Genomic DNA, 14,284 nt, shown 5'->3' on the forward strand with positions numbered 1-14,284 from the left:
GGCAGCTCCTACAGGGCATGGTGCTCGAATTAACCCGCGCGCTGACCCGAAAGACTGCATGACCGATTTGCGGCCCACAGCAGCGATGGCCGACAGATGTCTAAACACCTCGGCAATCGTAAGACTCACCTACATGTTTTTCCGCTTGTGGAGCGCACTGCCAACCCCTTATAAGAGCGGCTCTCACTCGCGAATTGAAGGATGCACCCATGAGCAATGCCTGGAACGAAGGGTATTTCACCGACGAGGGCTACACCTACTCGTATAGCCGGGAAATCAATCCGGTGTTCCAGCGTTTTTGCCTGTTGTTGCGCGGGTTTGCCACGCTGGAGAGTGCCGCTGGCTACCACTGCGAACTGGGCTTCGGCCAGGGTGTGTCGATCAACATCCATGCCGCCGCCAACCCGGGAAACTACGTCGGCACCGATTTCATGCCATCCCAGGCCGCGCATGCCATTGCATTGGCGAGCGACTGGAACAGCCAGGCGCGCCTGTATGACGACAGTTTCGAGCAACTGCTGGCCCGGGATGACCTGCCGGCCTTCGACAGTATCAGCCTGCATGGCATCTGGACCTGGGTCAGCCGCGACAATCAGCAACTGATCGTCGAATTCGCCCGCCGCCACCTCAAACCCGGCGGCCTGTTGTATGTCAGCTACAACTGTTTCCCGGGCTGGTCGCCTTCGGCGCCCTTGCGCAATCTGTTCAGTCTGCACAACCGCTTTGCCAGCCACGCCTCCACCAGCCCGGCCAAACGTATCGATGCCGCGATGCAATTTTCCGAAGCGCTGTTGGCAGCCAATCCGAAGTACGCCAGAACGGCGCCGGCTCTCGGTGCCCAGTTGCAGAGCATCAAGGGCCAGAATCGTCAGTACGTGGCCCATGAGTACTTCAATCGCGACTGGAACTGCATGTATTTCACCGACGTGGTCGACGCCATGGCGGCGGCCAAACTCGACTACGCCGCGACCGCCGTGCCGTTGGATACCGTTGCTGCGCTGAATCTGAGTGCAGAAGGCATGGACTTTCTGCAGGGGATCGAGCATCCGGTCATGCGCGAACAGGCGCGCGACTACTTCATCAATCAGAACTTCCGCCGGGATCTGTACGTACGCGGTGCCAATCGGCTGTCTGCCGCCGAACAGCGGGATGCCCTGCTGAGAAGCCGTTTTGTCCTGTTGCAAGCCATTGAAAACATTCCCGACACGGTCACCGGTCCCGCCGGCGCGGCTTCGCTGCAAGCGGAGATTTACAGCCCGGTACTCGCTGCGCTCGCAGCCAATGCCTATGCAGCGAAGACCCTGCAGCAGTTATCGATGGCTGTGGGCTCCGTGTCTTACGACGACCTGGTGCAGGCTGTCACCGTGCTGATCGGCATGGGCGTCGCCGCGCCATGCCAAAGCGAGGCCGCTGAAAGGCAGGTGCAGGAACGTTGCGACACCCTCAACCTGCAACTGTGCAAGCGGGCACTGTTCAACAGCGATATTCAGGTGCTGGCCAGCCCGGTCACCGGCGGTGGCGTGGCAGTCAGCCGCGTCCAGCAGTTGTTCCTGATTTCGCTCAAACAAGGCATGACTGACCCGCAAGACTGGGCGCAACTGGCGTGGGCCGTCATCGGTGAACAGGGCGAAGTGCTGCTCAGGGGTGACCAGCCGCTGCTCACCGCCGAAGAAAACCTTGCCGAGATGATTGAGCAGGCCCGGGCATTTGCCCAGACACCGCTGGACATTCTCATGGCGTTGAAGATTGCCTGATCCCTCCCCCGAACGACTGGCCGCGATCACCAGCGGCCGGTCGTCTGCGTTTGCGGCCATGAATGCCGTCTCCGGACTTGACCTCCAGCACTTCCATCCCTGACTCCCCGGCGAAAAAGCAAAATTGCCATGTGTTTCCATCGTTCCTTCTGGCGTCGCACTGTTCATTGCCCGTTCCTGTCTGTCTGGAGTTTCTCGATGCCGTCGCCCAAATCCCTGCCCTCTGCCCTGCTGGGCCTGGCCCTCGCCTGCCCGGTCATGGCCGAGGAACCCAAAGGCATGGAGCTGGGCCAGGTGCTGATTTCCGCTGACGAGACAAGTGGCACCAATGCCTCCGTGGCCGAGGCCGAAGCGCGTCTGGCGCAAGTGCCCGGCGGCAGCAATGTGGTCGACATGCGTCAGCCGTTGCAGGGCCGGGTGGCGAGCAATCAGGACGTACTGGCGTATCAGCCGGGGGTCTACGCGCAGTCGGCGGGCAACGAAGGGGTGAAGATTTCGATCCGGGGTTCGGGGATCAACCGCGCACCGGGCGCGCATGCCTCGGGGTTGTACACGATGCTCGACGGCCTGCCGCTGACCGGCCCCCGGCGGCACGCCCTACGAATTGCTCGAACCGCTGTGGCTCGACCATGTCGAGGTGCTGCGCGGTGCCAACGGCTTCGATCGCGGCGCACTGGCGCTGGGTGGCGCCATCGATTACGTCAGCCACACCGGCTATGACGCGCCGAAACTGCAAGTGCGCTATGCCACCGGTAGCCACGGTTATCAGCAGCGTCAGATCAGTTCCGGGCAAGTGCTGGGCGACTTCGATTACTACGTGTCGCTGACCGACGCGAACGCCAACGGCTATCAGGATCACACCGCCAGCGAGAGCAAAGGCGTGATCGCCAACTTCGGCTATCGCTTCAACCCGAACCTGGAGACCCGCTTCTATTTCCGTTACCGCGAGACCGACAACGACCTCGCCGGCCGCGTGACCAAACACTCGATCGAGCACACGCCACGGGCGGCCAACCCGGCTTACGTGGCGCGCGACGACAGTCGCAAACAACCGGGCAGCACCTTCATCGGCAACAAGACCACCTACTACATCGACGACGATTCGAGCATTCAGACCGGCCTGGTCTATCACGACTACCCGATGGACCTGCGCGAAGGCCCGAACCGTCTGAAAGTCGCCTACACCGACGTCAGCGGCACGTTCGACTACAAGCGCCGCGACACTTTTCTGGGTATGGAAAGCCGCAGCACCATCGGCCTGCGCACCACCAAACACCTGCCCAACGACGGCGCCAGTGAATTCGTGCGCATCCCGTCCGGCAACACCGCTGCGTATGCGCCGGGCACGCGCATGCGCAACTTCACCTATCAGGGTTCGGACACCGTTCTGCACGTCGGTAACGATCTGGAGATCGCCGACGACCTGTGGCTGACCACCGGCCTCGCCGCCGTCTACACCCGCCGCGAAAGCGCCGTCACCTACCCGCAAAACGGCGGCAAGACCAGCATGAGCGACTGGGACTATGCGCCGCGTCTGGGCCTGCGCTATCAGGTCACGCCGGACCTGCAGCTGTTCGGCAACCTCAGCCGTTCGGTGGAAGCACCGCACCCGTGGTCGCTGATCTACAGCTCGAACATTCGCTTCCCGGCCAGCAACGGTGCAGCGACCGGCACTCAGAGCGACCCGATCAAACTGCAGAACCAGACTGCGACCACCCTCGAACTCGGCGGTCGCGGCGACAGCGCGCTCGGCCAGTGGAGCCTGGCGTGGTACTACGCGCAGGTGCGCCACGAGTTGCTGTCGGTATTGCCGGATGCCAACGCCGTCACCCCCGTACGAACTCAACGCCAGCCCCACCGTGCACCAAGGCGTGGAAGCCAGTCTGCAAAGCACGCTGTGGTCAGCCGCCGACGGACGTAAATTGAGCCTGCGTCAGGCCTACACGTTCAGCGATTTCCACTACCGCGACGACTCGCGTTTCGGCGACAACCGCCTGCCCGGCCTGCCGATGCACTACTACCAGGGCGAACTGCGCCACGACTGGCCGCAAGGCTTCTTCGCGGCGGTCAACACGCAACTGGTGTCCAAGGTCGCGGTGGATTACGCCAACAGCTACTTCGCCGATCCGTACGCACTGTTCGGCGCCACCGTCGGCTACAACGCGCCGAAAAAACGACTGGCAAACCTGGCTCGACCTGCGCAACCTGACCAACAAGCACTATGCCGCCACCGTCACGCCGGGGTATGACGACAAAGGTCTGGATGCGGCGCGGTCTACGCCGGGTGAAGGGTTCGGGGTCTATGTCGGGGTGTCGTGGAGTTTGCTTTAAGGGTTTACCGATTCGGTCATCCGTTGAAAGCCAGCGCGATCAAACAGGAGGTATCAGGAAATGGGACCGAAGACGCAAAAGCTGCTCATCGTTCTTGATCAATTGATCGAGGTACTTGAATACGATGGAGACATGCACTGGAGCCAGTGGATGCGCAACACAAGAGCGCGTCTTCTTGCCTCTGATTATTCCGGGATCACCTACTTGTTATCGGCCTACGGTGGTATGGGCTCGTTCAATGATGTGGTTTTAGGGCAAAGTCGCGTCGATGGGGTATTTGCCTGGAAACCCGGCTACATCGAGTTGAACGAACAATTCGACACGTTGCGTGCCGAGGCAGCACAACTGGCCAAGGCAATCAGGGACTCGCAAAACTGACATTCCCTCGCCCCTCTCACTCATAAAACTTGCCGGCCAGCAAAATACTCGCACAGCGCTGCCATACGTTGGCTGAAGCGACTTCCGCCGCCACCTGCCTGGAACTGTCAATCGCCCAGGCACCTGCGGCTTCGAGAAACGCATCCACAGATCCATTTTCCCAACCCAAGGCGCTCCGCCCATAGGGGGACAGCGGTTCGTTCATCGTCTGCTCACGGGCGAAATCGGCACCCAGTGCCTGAATAAACGCAATGAACGATTGCTCGTCGTTCACACGCTCCAGCAATTCATCAAGATCATCAGTGCCAGACATCGTGGCAAATTCCTGTTGGTGAATGGGTTTGCCCGGGATGCTGCTATGCATCGACCAAAGGGTCAATCAGTCCGTCAAAACGGCCCCTGCGTCATCACCCGCGTCTCGATGATATTGCGCAGCGCCGTGACCCGCTTCTGATACAGCTCAGTCAAGCAACCGACCTTGGCGCCACAGGCCTTGCGGCTTTTCAGAAAAGCCTGCTGTTCGCCGATCAGCGCGTCGCGCCCGCCCATCGGCAGCAGGCGTTTATCGAGGCTGAACAGCTCGCCCATGGTGACGTCCAGATCGTTCAGCGTGCGGTTGGCGCAGACGGCTTTCTCGTCTGGCGCTTTGGCCTTGGCACAGTCGAAACTGGCGGCGTGTGCTGAGTTGGCAGCGATTAGCAGCGCACAGCCGAGGGCCGCGACAGTCACCCGTGAAATTTCTCGAACTCGTGTCATGTCGTCGTATCCAACGTTGTAAGCCAATGGAGGTATGAAAATGAAAAACACTGACGACCGCAAGCCCGCAACCCCTCATAACGCGCCTCCGCTCGACGCTGCCGGCAAACCGGTGGATGTGGTTCGCCGGGATCTGCAGGACAGCGACGACGATACCAAAGCTGTGGACGAGGTACTGACGCCGACCTCGATCCGCACCAAGGAACAGGAAGCGGAGGAACTCAAGCGCAAGACCGATGAGATCGAACGCAAGGTCGCCGACGGCAATTGACTTCCCAGCCTCAGGGCAGCGCTGACGTGATATGTCGGGCGGAAGGATTGCTTATTGCCAATCAATCCATCCGGCTCTGCGCTGGCCTTGGCCCTTTCTGCCCTTGGAAATACCTTCGTCCGCTCAACGGTTTGCAGCCCTTGAGCGGATACGTCCCGCGAGCCGTCAATCTCCCGCCCACGACCGTTCGGCGCTTTCTCTGGCAAGGCCGCAAATTCGCATCTAGGGTTGCATCGCTGGCGATATGCCAGCCACCCAGCGAATGTCGAATCGGCACTCGCCCGTAGCGGCACTGGAAAAGCAATCAGGGATGGTTTTTGTGCTTGCGGTTCTCCTGCGCTCTTGCCGAGCGCGTCACTGATCCCTGCGTTTCGTTGTGTTCTATCAAGGACAGAAAGATGAACAACGTACCGGTCAATTCTCTGCATCTGCCACTCAGGCAGGCCACACGCGACGCTCCCGAAGTCCCGCCCGGCGGGTTCGGCTGAGAACGCCGGCGCCAGCCCGGACGCGCTGACGTCTGCGCTGCGCGCACTGAAACCCGCACTCGATCAGATCCCGACGGATCAGGTAACCCGCTCGTGGAGAACAGCGCCTGCCGCTGTTCTTGCAGGTCGCGGCTACCTGTCTGTCAGGTAAGGCGCCCCTTCTCGTCAGGGGGCGGTTTTGCAGCACCAATGAGGAAACCCTCGCTATGTCCCGTTCAACGGCCAACATCCCGCCTTACGGCGTCGCCATTCAAAGTGCGATCAAGCAAGGCGATGTGCAACACATGAAGACGCTGTTGCAGCAACGCGACACCAGCAAGCCTGAAGCGCAAGACCTGAAAGACGCGTACGAAAAACTGGCCAGGGAAGTTTCCAGGCACGAAAAGTCCTGAAGCCATCAATCACATTGCAATGGAGGCAAACAACATGTCCGGTTCTACTGAAAATGTCGGCCTGTTCCCGGTGAGCTATCGCATCGGCACCGGCGCGCCCGGTGCGCAGTCGCTGGCCCTGCATCTGCTGGTCTCGACACCCGATACGAAAGTCAGCGGCACCGCCGCGATCACCCAGGCGACCAATCCGCCACTCGACGTGCATTCCGACGTCTGGGGCGAGTACACCTACCTCACCGTGATGTCGCCCGGTGTCAGCAAAATCCTCGTGACGGCCCAGGGCAATCACGGCGGCCCAGGCGCCAACTCCATCGATAACTTCGAGGTGCGGCTGGTGGTGGGCACTGACTGGCGCGAAGGTGTCGCCAACTATCGCTACTTCGATGGTCAACGCTGGCATGAGGTCAACAACGCCCCCGCGCATCTGGTGGAGTCGATACCTTCACCGTTCAATCCCGGCCCGGTGATCAACCCGCACCCACCAATCCTGCCGCTGTATGCCGCGCCGATTCAGAGCGCCATTGCCAGCGGTGATCTGGCGCAGATGAAAAATCTCGCCCGACTCGCCGAACAGCAACTGGAGCAACTGCCGAAATTGCGCGACGCACTGGACACCGCGAAGAAAGAGGTCAGCCGGCTGCAGAGCCACTGAGTCAGGCCACTTGATCCGCCATTCACTTAGGGAGTAGCACCATGTCGATTGGACTTTTTCACACCCGTCTCAGCATCAGCAATGCATTGCCCGGCGCACCGGTTCTGACCCTTGATCTGCTGGTCGATACCGTGAACAAGCGTGTCAGCGGGATTGCCAGCGTGTTTCAGGCCACCTGGCCGACGGTCAATTTCCGGACTCAGGTCTGGGGCAGTTTTTCCGAAACCAAACTGACTGCAAACGTCGAAAACCACATCATTCTCACCCTTGACGGTGGTCCGAGCGGCCCGCTCAGCCAGATCGCCCAGACCTTCCACCTCAGAGGCATCCTGGGCGGCGACTGGGCCAGCGGTTTTGTCGATTATCGCTATGAAGAAAAAAGGCCAGTGGCACGAAGTGAAGCACGTCGCGGTGCATCAGGCGCCCAGCGAGCAACCACACCCCACGCCACATCCGCAGCCACTGTACGCCGTGGCCGTGCAGCAGGCGCAGGCCGGCGGCGATCTGGCGCAGCTCAGATCCGTGGTGCAACAGGCCGAGCAACAAGTGGCGCATGAGGGCGCCTTGCGCAGTGCGCTTGAGCATCTGAAAGCGGAAATCACGCGTCTGGAAAAACGCTAACCGACAGGCCCCGGGCGCGATTGCACAGGATCGCGCCCGGGGCTAGTTCAACGGCGGTCAATGCCTTCGTAGCGCGCACCGGATGGTGCGCAAGGATTTCCCATGTCAGACGTGCGCCCTGCCCGTTATCTCAGCGACACCGATCTCAAACGCTACGTGCCAGTGCACGTGGTCTGGGAGATCACCCTGGCCTGCGACTTGAAATGCCTGCATTGCGGCTCCCGCGCAGGGCATCGCCGGCCTGACGAACTCAACACCCGCGAATGCCTGGACGTCATCGATTCACTGGCCGCGCTTGGCACCCGCGAGATCACCCTGATCGGCGGCGAAGCTTATCTGCGCAAGGACTGGACACAACTGATCAAGGCCATTCACGACCACGGCATGTACTGCGCGATCCAGACCGGCGGGCGCAACCTGACCCCGGCGAAGATGCAGGCGGCGGTGGATGCCGGGCTCGACGGCGTGGGCATTTCCCTCGATGGACTTGCGCCGTTGCACGATGCGGTGCGCAACGTTCCCGGCTCGTTCGACAAGGCCGTGGACACCCTGCGCCGGGCCAAAGCCGCGGGGCTGGCGGTGAGCGTCAACACCCAGATCGGCGCCGCGACCCTGCCCGACTTGCCAGCGCTGATGGACACCATCATCGAACTCGGTGCCACCCACTGGCAGATCCAGATCACCGTCGCCATGGGCAACGCGGTGGATCATCCGGAGTTGCTGCTGCAACCCTATCAATTGCTCGAAGTGATGCCGCTGCTTGCGCGGCTGTATCGCGAAGGTGTCGACCGTGGCTTGCTGATGAATGTCGGCAACAACATCGGCTATTACGGCCCGTATGAACACCTGTGGCGCGGCTTCGGCGACGAGCGCGTGCACTGGAGCGGTTGCGCCGCCGGCCAGACCGTTCTGGCGCTGGAGGCCGACGGCACGGTCAAAGGCTGCCCGTCCCTGGCCACCGTGGGTTTCTCCGGCGGCAATGTGCGCAGCATGAGCCTGCACGACATCTGGCATTACAGCGAAGGCATGCATTTCGGGCGCTTGCGCTCAGTGGATGACATGTGGGGTTACTGCCGTGGCTGTTATTACAACGACGTCTGTCGCGGCGGCTGCACCTGGACTTCGCATTCGCTGCTCGGCAAACCCGGCAACAACCCCTATTGCCATTACCGTACGCTGGAGCTGCACAAGCGCGGGCTGCGCGAGCGCATCGTCAAGGTCGAGGACGCGGCGCAAAAGTCGTTTGCGGTCGGTCGCTTCGACCTGATCACCGAACGCATCGACACCGGCGAGAAAGTCAGCAGCGTCAGCGACAGCGGTCAGGTAATCAAACTGGCGTGGATCAATCAGGGCCAGCAATCGCCGGAACAAGGCCGGATCGCCCCGCAACTGAGCCTGTGCCGCAGCTGCTTGCAGTACATCTATCCGCACGAGGTGATCTGTCCGCATTGCGCCGCCGATGTCGCCGCCGCCGAAGCCGAGCACCAGAGCAATCGCGCGCGGCAGCAGGCAATCATGAATACGCTGACCGGGCTGCTGGGTATCTCGCCCAGTCACTTGAACTGAGCGCTTGCTGCCCCTGCAGTCGATATTTTCCAACTCTGTCCCGGGTTTTCCTGCCCGGGGCAACTCTCCTCCTACCCTGCAAGCCGCGGTTTTACTGGCTTAATCCCTTCTGCTTCAGCAATTTGTATTCACATCCCAGCTTAATAATATTTTACCGATACCCCCCTCCTGCCTAGTCTGACCGCAAGCAAAACGGACAAGCCTGAAGCGATCCGAATCCACTTGCCTTGCCAGGAAGGATGTACAAATGAGCACTGAAACAATAAAAAACAGACACGCTTGTCGTGGGCGCCGGACAGGCGGGGGTGGCGATGAGCGAGCACCTGAGCAAACTCGGTGTACCGCACCTGGTGCTGGAGCGCAGCCGCATTGCCGAACGCTGGCGCAGCGGGCGCTGGGACTCGTTGGTGGCCAACGGTCCGGCGTGGCACGACCGCTTTCCGGGGCTGGAATTCGATGACGTCGATCCCGATGGCTTCGCCCCCAAGGAGCGCGTCGCGGACTATTTCGAAGCCTATGCGAAGAAATTCAACGCGCCGATCCGCACCGGCGTCGAGGTCAAAAGCGTGGTGCGCAATGTCGGGCGTCCGGGCTTCACTGTCGAGACCTCCGAGGGCGTGATCGAGGCCAGCCGGGTGGTCGCGGCGACCGGTCCTTTCCAGCGTCCGGTGATCCCGCCAATCGCACCGCAAGACCCGCGTCTGTTGCAGATCCACTCCGCCGACTATCGCAACCCGCAGCAACTGCCCGACGGCGCAGTGCTGGTGGTCGGTGCCGGTTCGTCCGGTGTGCAGATCGCCGATGAACTGCAGCGTTCCGGCAAACAGGTTTACCTTTCGGTCGGCGCTCACGACCGTCCGCCGCGTGCCTATCGCAACCGTGATTTCTGCTGGTGGCTGGGGGTGCTCGGTGAGTGGGATCAGGCGGCGATGAAACCCGGTCGCGAACACGTGACCATCGCCGTCAGCGGCGCCCATGGTGGACGCACCATTGATTTCCGGGGTCTGGCCCATCGTGGCATGACCCTGGTCGGCGTGACCGAGTCGTTCAATAACGGCGTGGTGACCTTCAAGCAGGACCTGGTCGACAACCTCAAACGTGGCGATGACAACTACCTCGCCTTGCTAGATGCCGCCGATGCCTACATCGAACGCAACGGCCTCGACCTGCCGCAAGAACCTGAAGCGCGAGAGACCTATCCAGATCCGGAGTGCGTGAAAAATCCGCTGCTCGATCTGAATCTGGCCGAAGCCGGGATCACCTCGATCATCTGGGCCACCGGCTTCGCCGTGGATTATTCCTGGCTGCAAGTCGCGGCATTTGATGACAAGGGCAAACCGCAGCACCAGCGCGGCGTGTCCAGTGAGCCGGGGGTGTATTTCCTCGGGCTGCCATGGCAGTCGCGGCGCGGTTCGTCGTTTATCTGGGGCGTGTGGCATGACGCCAAACACGTGGCCGACCACATCGCCACCCAGCGCAAATACCTTGATTACAAAGATGCCGAGCAGCGTGAAGCCGCCCTGCATTCGACCGCCAACACGAAAGCCGCCGACACCGTCGACGCTTGATTGCCTACTTTCGCGGCGGTGCTTCTGCGCCGCTGAATACCCAGTCTGGAGCTGTACATGAGCAAGCCAACCCACACCCGCATCCGTATGTTCAACACCAAGGACACTTACCCAAACCAGACCCTGGACAACGACCTGTGCCAAGCCGTGCGCGCCGGCAACACCGTGTATGTGCGGGGTCAGGTCGGCACCGATTTCGACGGCAACCTGGTGGGCCTCGGGGATCCGCGCGCGCAGGCCGAACAGGCGATGCGCAACGTCAAACAGTTGCTGGAAGAAGCCGGCAGCGACATGAGCCACATCGTCAAGACCACGACTTACCTGATCGACCCGCGCTACCGCGAGCCGGTGTATCAGGAAGTCGGCAAGTGGCTCAAAGGTGTGTTCCCGATTTCCACCGGGCTGGTGGTGTCGGCACTCGGGCAGCCACAGTGGCTGATGGAGATTGATGTGGTGGCGGTGATTCCCGAGTAAGTCGGCAGACCGAGTCGCGGCTATCGCTGGCTTGCCAGCGATGAGGCCCGCAAGGACAACAAATTCCTCGAAAGGAGTTAGACCATGACCTTTTCAATCGCAGCCCGTTGCCCCGAAACCGGCCAGTTCGGTGTCGCCATCAGTTCCTCCAGCATCGCCGTCGGTGCGCGTTGCCCGTGGCTGCTGCCGGGGGTTGGCGCGGTGTCGAGCCAGAACATCACACTGCCGTCCCTCGGCCCGGAAGTCCTCGCGCTGATGGAACAAGGTCACGCGCCCGATGCGGCGCTGGACCAGGTGCTGACCCGCAACGGCTATAGCCAGTACCGGCAAATCACCGCGATCAACCACCTCGGCCAGACCGCGCATTTCAGTGGGGCGCAAACCCTCGGCGTGCACAACGCCGTGTCCGGCGAACAATGCGTGGCCGCCGGCAACATGCTCGCCGGGCGCGCGGTGATCGAAGCAATGGTCAGCGCCTTTGAAGACGGCGAAGGCCAATTGGCCGACCGTTTGCTCAAGGCCCTGCACGCCGCCCAGGCCCTCGGTGGCGAAGCCGGGCCAGTGCATTCGGCGGCCGTGATGGTGGTCGGCGAGCAGACCTGGCCGATCGTCAATCTGCGGGTGGACTGGGCCGACGAGAATCCGATCGGCGAGTTGCAAAGACTCTGGGACGCCTATCAGCCGCAGCTGCAGGACTACATCGATCGCGCGCTCGACCCGGCTAAGGCACCGGGCTATGGCGTTGCCGGAGATGATCGATGAGCAACAGCGCCGCGTTGCTCAAGACGCTGGTGGGCTTCGACACCACCAGCCGCGAATCCAATCTGCAACTGATCGAGTTCGTGCGCGACTACCTCGCTGGCTTCGACGTACCGTGCGAGCTGATCTACAACGCCGAGCGCAGCAAGGCCAATCTGTTCGCGACGATGGGCCCGGCCGGGCAACCGGGCATTGTGCTCTCCGGGCACACCGATGTGGTGCCGGTCGACGGCCAACCGTGGACCGTAGCGCCGTTCGAACTCAGCGAGCGTGACGGCAAGCTGTTCGGCCGTGGCACCGCCGACATGAAGGGCTACATCGCCTGCGTGCTGGCCTTGGTGCCGGCGCTGGTGCAAGCAACACTGCGCATGCCGGTGCACATTGCCCTGTCTTACGACGAAGAAGTCGGTTGCCTCGGCGTGCGCTCGTTGCTCGCCGAACTGGAACAACGTCCAGTCAAACCTTTGCTGTGCATCATTGGTGAACCCACCGAACTGAAACCAGTGCTCGGCCACAAAGGCAAACTGGCGATGCGCTGCGACGTACACGGGCATCCGTGCCATTCGGCCTACGCGCCGCTAGGGGTCAATGCCATCGAGTATGCCGCCGAGCTGATCGGCGAACTGGGGCGCATCGGCCAACAACTGAAGGCACCCGAGCAGCACGACAGCCGTTTCGATCCGCCCTACAGCACGGTGCAGACCGGCGTGATCAGCGGCGGCAAGGCCTTGAACATCGTCCCCGCCGATTGCCGCTTCGACTTCGAAATCCGCGCCCTGCCCTCGCAGGATCCGAGCCTGGTCGCGCAGCAGTTGCAGGCCTACGCCGAGCAGCACGTGCTGCCGCGCATGCGGGCGGTCAGCGAGTACAGCGCGATTCATTTCAGTGAGCTGTCGGCTTATCCCGGCCTGGCCACCGATGCGCAGAGTCAGGCGGCGGAGCTGATCGCGGCGTTCTGCGGTTCGCGGGAATTCGGCACCGTGGCGTTCGGCACCGAGGGCGGACTGTTCGATGCGGCGGGTATCCCAACGGTGGTCTGTGGTCCCGGCAGCATGGATCAGGGGCACAAACCGGACGAGTTTGTCAGTCGCGCGCAACTCGATGCCTGTGATGCGATGCTGCAACGGCTGCTGGCTTTTATCCGCGCTTGAAACACGGTTCGACGTACGTTCAGGCGTACAGTCGAGCCAATTCCTCCCGACAGTGATCGACGAACAACTGCACCGGTTTGGTCAGTTGCACCCGGCGCAGCCAGGCGGCTGACAGGCCCGAACCAGTCACGGTTTCCGCCAGCGGCACGCACACCACTTTCTGTCCGTCGTAGGTGTACTCGCCGAACGGCCGGGTCACCAGAATCGAAAAGCCGAAACCGCGCCCGACCATGCCGCGCACCATCTCGATCGACGGTGAGCTGAAAACGATGTGCGGGGTCAGTCCGCGCTCTTCGAAGATGCTCACGAAGTAGGTACGGCTCGGCACCACGTCGAGCAGGATCATCGGCTCCAGCACCAGATCGTGCAGCGAGACTTTCGTCTGTTGCGCAAAGCGGTGGTCGGCCGGCAGCAAGGCGTAAGGCTGCTGCGGGGGCATCAGCGAGGTGGTTTCGATGGTGCTGTCGAGGTCGTGCTCGAACAGCATCGCGACATCGATGCTGCCGGCGGTCAGTGCCTGCACCAGTTCCTGCTGTTCGCCGTCACGAATACGGATTTCCACCCCCGGCCAGCGCTGCTTGAACCCGGCGATCAGGCGCGGCAGGTACAACGGCGCGACGGTTTCGAAACAGCCGATATCGATCTGCCCGGAAACCACGTCGTTGTCAGCCAGCGCGTTCTGCTCGAACTCATGCGCCACCCGCAGCAACTCCAGCGCCTTGCGATAAAACCGCGAGCCACTGGGCGTCAGCGACACGCCTTGGGCGTGATGGCGGATGAACAGCTGCACACCGAAGCTTTCTTCCAGATGCTTGATCGCGGTCGATACCGACGGCTGGGCGATATAGAGCTTGCGCGAGGCTTCGGCCACGCTGCCGCAATCGGCGGTGGTGACGAAGTACTTGAGCTGGCGCAGGTTGTAGGCGGCCATATAAAACCTCTGCACGTGATACAACGCGTTTGTGGCGAGGGAATTTATCTGTTGTCAGGACATTTATCTGTAGTCAGGGGGTTCTGTGGTGAGGGGATTTATCCCCGATGGGGCGCGAAGCGGCCCCTGTTTCTAAAGTCAAAAGAGGGGCCGCTTCGCAGCCATCTGGGATAAATCCCCCTCACCACAAAA

The 14,284-nt window shown here is 61.6% G+C and carries 13 protein-coding genes and 2 pseudogenes; 12 read left to right on the plus strand and 3 right to left on the minus strand.

All coding sequences use genetic code 11. The features are described 5' to 3' along the window. The first annotated feature begins 209 nt into the window (after nt 1–209). From HT737_RS04275 to HT737_RS04285, 3 genes and pseudogenes are all read left to right on the plus strand, one after another. On the plus strand, nt 210–1,754 hold the full coding sequence (locus tag HT737_RS04275; protein ID WP_182401580.1) for a class I SAM-dependent methyltransferase: 1,545 nt from the start codon (nt 210–212) through the stop codon (nt 1,752–1,754). Between the two features lie 198 nt (nt 1,755–1,952). Then, a pseudogene (locus HT737_RS04280) lies at nt 1,953–4,085 on the plus strand (TonB-dependent receptor family protein). Nucleotides 4,086–4,145: 60 nt separating this feature from the next. After that, on the plus strand, nt 4,146–4,463 hold the full coding sequence (locus HT737_RS04285) for a hypothetical protein (protein WP_182401583.1): 318 nt from the start codon (nt 4,146–4,148) through the stop codon (nt 4,461–4,463). Nucleotides 4,464–4,479: 16 nt separating this feature from the next. Here HT737_RS04285 and HT737_RS04290 read toward each other — a convergent pair whose 3' ends face one another. Together HT737_RS04290 and HT737_RS04295 are read right to left on the minus strand one after the other, a co-directional pair. After that, nucleotides 4,480–4,776 carry a hypothetical protein gene (locus HT737_RS04290; RefSeq protein ID WP_182401585.1) on the minus strand — a complete coding sequence of 99 codons (297 nt, stop codon included), beginning with the start codon at nt 4,774–4,776 and terminating at the stop codon, nt 4,480–4,482. Between the two features lie 74 nt (nt 4,777–4,850). Beyond that, nucleotides 4,851–5,219 (minus strand): lysozyme inhibitor LprI family protein, encoded by a 369-nt coding sequence (locus tag HT737_RS04295; protein WP_182401587.1) that lies wholly within the window; start codon nt 5,217–5,219, stop codon nt 4,851–4,853. A 40-nt stretch (nt 5,220–5,259) separates the two neighbouring features. Here HT737_RS04295 and HT737_RS04300 point away from each other — a divergent pair, with 40 nt between their 5' ends. The 9 genes and pseudogenes from HT737_RS04300 (at nt 5,260) to argE (ending at nt 13,161) form a co-directional block, all read left to right on the plus strand. Continuing rightward, the gene (locus HT737_RS04300) at nt 5,260–5,490 is read left to right on the plus strand and encodes a hypothetical protein (protein WP_182401589.1); all 231 of its coding nucleotides are present in this window, start codon (nt 5,260–5,262) and stop codon (nt 5,488–5,490) included. A 694-nt stretch (nt 5,491–6,184) separates the two neighbouring features. After that, a complete protein-coding gene (locus tag HT737_RS04305) occupies nt 6,185–6,370 on the plus strand; it encodes a DUF1843 domain-containing protein (RefSeq protein WP_041062751.1) in 186 nt (61 codons plus the stop codon). Between the two features lie 34 nt (nt 6,371–6,404). Next, nucleotides 6,405–7,022 carry a DUF1842 domain-containing protein gene (locus tag HT737_RS04310; protein ID WP_182401591.1) on the plus strand — a complete coding sequence of 206 codons (618 nt, stop codon included), beginning with the start codon at nt 6,405–6,407 and terminating at the stop codon, nt 7,020–7,022. 41 nt (nt 7,023–7,063) lie between these two features. Then, nucleotides 7,064–7,643 (plus strand): annotated as a pseudogene (locus HT737_RS32340) (DUF1842 domain-containing protein). 102 nt (nt 7,644–7,745) lie between these two features. Further along, entirely contained in the window at nt 7,746–9,209 is a 1,464-nt protein-coding gene (locus HT737_RS04320; RefSeq protein WP_182401593.1) for a GDL motif peptide-associated radical SAM/SPASM maturase, read from the plus strand. A 284-nt stretch (nt 9,210–9,493) separates the two neighbouring features. Then, a complete protein-coding gene (locus HT737_RS04325) occupies nt 9,494–10,777 on the plus strand; it encodes an NAD(P)/FAD-dependent oxidoreductase (protein WP_182401595.1) in 1,284 nt (427 codons plus the stop codon). A 57-nt stretch (nt 10,778–10,834) separates the two neighbouring features. Continuing rightward, nucleotides 10,835–11,251 carry a RidA family protein gene (locus HT737_RS04330; protein WP_003225869.1) on the plus strand — a complete coding sequence of 139 codons (417 nt, stop codon included), beginning with the start codon at nt 10,835–10,837 and terminating at the stop codon, nt 11,249–11,251. Between the two features lie 84 nt (nt 11,252–11,335). Continuing rightward, entirely contained in the window at nt 11,336–12,013 is a 678-nt protein-coding gene (locus tag HT737_RS04335) for a DUF1028 domain-containing protein (protein ID WP_047294908.1), read from the plus strand. Then, nucleotides 12,010–13,161, plus strand: a complete 1,152-nt coding sequence (argE, locus tag HT737_RS04340) for an acetylornithine deacetylase (RefSeq protein ID WP_182401597.1) — start codon at nt 12,010–12,012, stop codon at nt 13,159–13,161. The genes HT737_RS04335 and argE overlap by 4 nt, the downstream gene beginning before the upstream one ends. A gap of 19 nt (nt 13,162–13,180) precedes the next feature. Here argE and HT737_RS04345 read toward each other — a convergent pair whose 3' ends face one another. Continuing rightward, nucleotides 13,181–14,092, minus strand: coding sequence for a LysR family transcriptional regulator (locus tag HT737_RS04345; protein ID WP_047294912.1), 912 nt, complete (start codon nt 14,090–14,092; stop codon nt 13,181–13,183). Nucleotides 14,093–14,284 lie beyond the last annotated feature (192 nt).

It is taken from the genome of Pseudomonas sp. MD195_PC81_125, assembly GCF_014060985.1.
GTDB classification, from domain to species: Bacteria; Pseudomonadota; Gammaproteobacteria; order Pseudomonadales; family Pseudomonadaceae; genus Aquipseudomonas; species Aquipseudomonas parakoreensis.

Coding starts and splice junctions, on each gene's coding strand:
- HT737_RS04275 (WP_182401580.1), top strand. CDS start 210: ATGAGCAATGCCTGGAACGAAGGGTATTTCACCGACGAGGGCTACACC.
- HT737_RS04285 (WP_182401583.1), top strand. CDS start 4,146: ATGGGACCGAAGACGCAAAAGCTGCTCATCGTTCTTGATCAATTGATC.
- HT737_RS04290 (WP_182401585.1), bottom strand. CDS start 4,776: ATGTCTGGCACTGATGATCTTGATGAATTGCTGGAGCGTGTGAACGAC.
- HT737_RS04295 (WP_182401587.1), bottom strand. CDS start 5,219: ATGACACGAGTTCGAGAAATTTCACGGGTGACTGTCGCGGCCCTCGGC.
- HT737_RS04300 (WP_182401589.1), top strand. CDS start 5,260: ATGAAAAACACTGACGACCGCAAGCCCGCAACCCCTCATAACGCGCCT.
- HT737_RS04305 (WP_041062751.1), top strand. CDS start 6,185: ATGTCCCGTTCAACGGCCAACATCCCGCCTTACGGCGTCGCCATTCAA.
- HT737_RS04310 (WP_182401591.1), top strand. CDS start 6,405: ATGTCCGGTTCTACTGAAAATGTCGGCCTGTTCCCGGTGAGCTATCGC.
- HT737_RS04320 (WP_182401593.1), top strand. CDS start 7,746: ATGTCAGACGTGCGCCCTGCCCGTTATCTCAGCGACACCGATCTCAAA.
- HT737_RS04330 (WP_003225869.1), top strand. CDS start 10,835: ATGAGCAAGCCAACCCACACCCGCATCCGTATGTTCAACACCAAGGAC.
- HT737_RS04335 (WP_047294908.1), top strand. CDS start 11,336: ATGACCTTTTCAATCGCAGCCCGTTGCCCCGAAACCGGCCAGTTCGGT.
- argE (WP_182401597.1), top strand. CDS start 12,010: ATGAGCAACAGCGCCGCGTTGCTCAAGACGCTGGTGGGCTTCGACACC.
- HT737_RS04345 (WP_047294912.1), bottom strand. CDS start 14,092: ATGGCCGCCTACAACCTGCGCCAGCTCAAGTACTTCGTCACCACCGCC.